Here is a 2,191-nt window from a genome sequence, read left to right on the forward strand (position 1 = left end):
GAACGGGGGCAACCGGGGCAACAGGGGAACCGGGGGCAACGGCAGGGGCCTGGGCGGCCGGCCCGTGGGCCTCCGGTCCGGGGACGTATCCGACGGCGGGCATTCCGGCGGGGGCCGCGCCCGCCGAGAAGTTCACGCCGCGCTCGATCCGGTCGAGGCGGGCCATGACGGAGCGCTCGTCCCCGTAGGCAGCCGGGAGCAGGACGCGGGCGCAGATCAGCTCGAGCTGGAGGCGGGGCGAGTGGGCGCCGCGCATCTCGGTGAGGCCCTGGTTGACGAGGTCGGCGGCCCGGCTCAGCTCGGCGGCGCCGAAGACGCCCGCCTGGGCCTGCATCCGCTCGATGACGTCGGAGGGGGCGTCGATGAGCCCCTTCTCCGCGGCGTCCGGGACGGCGGCGAGGATGACGAGGTCACGCAGCCGCTCCAGCAGGTCGGCGACGAACCGCCGCGGGTCGTTGCCCCCCTCGATGATCCGGTCCACGACCTCGAAGGCGGCGGCGCCGTCACCGGTGGCGAACGACTCGACGACGGAGTCGAGCAGCGAGCCGTCCGTGTACCCGAGGAGGGAGGTCGCCATGGCGTACGTCACACCCGCCTCGCCCGCGCCCGCGAGGAGCTGGTCCATGACGGACATGGAGTCACGCACGGAGCCGGCGCCGGAGCGCACGACGAGCGGCAGAACCCCCTCCTCGACCGGGATGTCCTCCTTCTGGCACACCTCACCCAGGTACTCCCGCAGCGTCCCCGGCGGCACGAGCCGGAAGGGGTAGTGGTGGGTCCGGGACCGGATGGTGCCGATGACCTTCTCGGGCTCGGTGGTGGCGAAGATGAACTTGAGATGCTCCGGCGGCTCTTCGACGACCTTGAGCAGCGCGTTGAAGCCGGCCGACGTGACCATGTGGGCCTCGTCGATGATATAGATCTTGTAACGGCTGCCCGCGGGCCCGAAGAAGGCCTTTTCCCGCAGGTCACGGGCGTCGTCCACACCGCCGTGCGAAGCGGCGTCGATCTCGATGACGTCGATCGAACCCGGCCCGGTACGCGCCAGGTCCTGACACGACCGGCACTCGCCGCACGGCGTGGGCGTGGGGCCCTTCTCGCAGTTCAGGCAGCGGGCCAGGATGCGCGCGCTGGTCGTCTTGCCACATCCGCGCGGCCCGCTGAACAGGTACGCGTGATTGACCCGGTTGTTCCGCAGCGCCTGCTGCAACGGGTCGGTGACATGCTCCTGCCCGATGACCTCGGCGAACGACTCCGGGCGATAGCGGCGGTACAGCGCGAGAGACGACACGCATACGAGGTTATAGGCGCCCACCGACAACCGGCCCCGCCCCGAGTCCGCCCCGGGAACGCAAGCGCCCCCCACGCACCCGCCAGAGCCGACCTACCCTTGCTGCCTTCCGGCCCTGGGGGAGTTCAGTCAGATAGCGCCGCGTGAGGGGCTGCGCTCACAGTACCCGATGGCGGCCAGGGGGAACGAGTTCGCGAGCACTCCTCAACGTCTTGTATTGTTTGCCGCGGAGGATTCGCCTAGTGGCCTAGGGCGCACGCTTGGAAAGCGTGTTGGGGGCAACCCCTCACGAGTTCGAATCTCGTATCCTCCGCCAGTGCCTCACCGGGCACGATGTCGAAGGGCCCCACCGTTCGCGGTGGGGCCCTTCGTCGTCTTCTGCCGGTGGGCGCCGGGTAGCGTGCGCCGGGTGAATCTCGTCTCTCGCGACCTTCCCTGTGGGCTGACTGACACGGCGCGGTCCTTCGTTAGTTCGCATGGGATCAGGGTCGACACCCCGTCGGTCGAGGAACACAGGCGGTGGTGGCTGGAGCGGGACGTACCGGCGGCGGTGATCGACCGCATGATCGCCTTCCGGCAGCGCTGGGGCGGCCTGGTCCTGCCACCCGGACCGCAGTACGACGGCGGCCCCAAGTACTTCCATCCCGACGCGCCGGAAGCGTCGGCGTCCGGCGGGTGGTCGTTCGAGGCAGGGGACCAGCGGTGTGCGGTCCCGTACGCGTTCATGATCGGGCCGGCCGACGAGTTCGGCATCCACTCGCATCAGTGGACCGCCCTGCACGCCACTGTCGAAGGGTGGGTGGAGTCGCTCGCATTGGCCCACCGCGCGTCGAAGCGCGCGAAGCGGATCACCAAGGTCACCGGCGACGACGTCGACGGCGTCGCCGGTGACCTTGGTGA

General features: G+C 70.1%; 2 protein-coding genes, 1 tRNA gene and 1 other RNA gene. 2 read left to right on the top strand and 2 right to left on the bottom strand.

The genetic code is table 11. From position 1 onward, the window contains the following. A partial coding sequence (locus BZL64_RS37565) for a DNA polymerase III subunit gamma and tau (RefSeq protein WP_143663441.1) occupies positions 1–1,291 on the bottom strand: 1,291 nt, incomplete at its 3' end. A gap of 57 nt (positions 1,292–1,348) precedes the next feature. Beyond that, positions 1,349–1,447: signal recognition particle sRNA small type (gene ffs, locus BZL64_RS37570), an RNA gene on the bottom strand. Positions 1,448–1,519: 72 nt separating this feature from the next. On the opposite strand from ffs, the gene BZL64_RS37575 reads away from it, so the two are divergent. Next, a tRNA-Ser gene (locus tag BZL64_RS37575) sits at positions 1,520–1,607 on the top strand. Positions 1,608–1,700: 93 nt separating this feature from the next. Beyond that, the coding region (locus tag BZL64_RS37580; RefSeq protein ID WP_143663442.1) for a hypothetical protein at positions 1,701–2,191 on the top strand (491 nt) is incomplete at its 3' end.

This window comes from Streptomyces bobili (assembly GCF_002154575.1).
Lineage (GTDB): Bacteria > Actinomycetota > Actinomycetes > Streptomycetales > Streptomycetaceae > Streptomyces > Streptomyces bobili.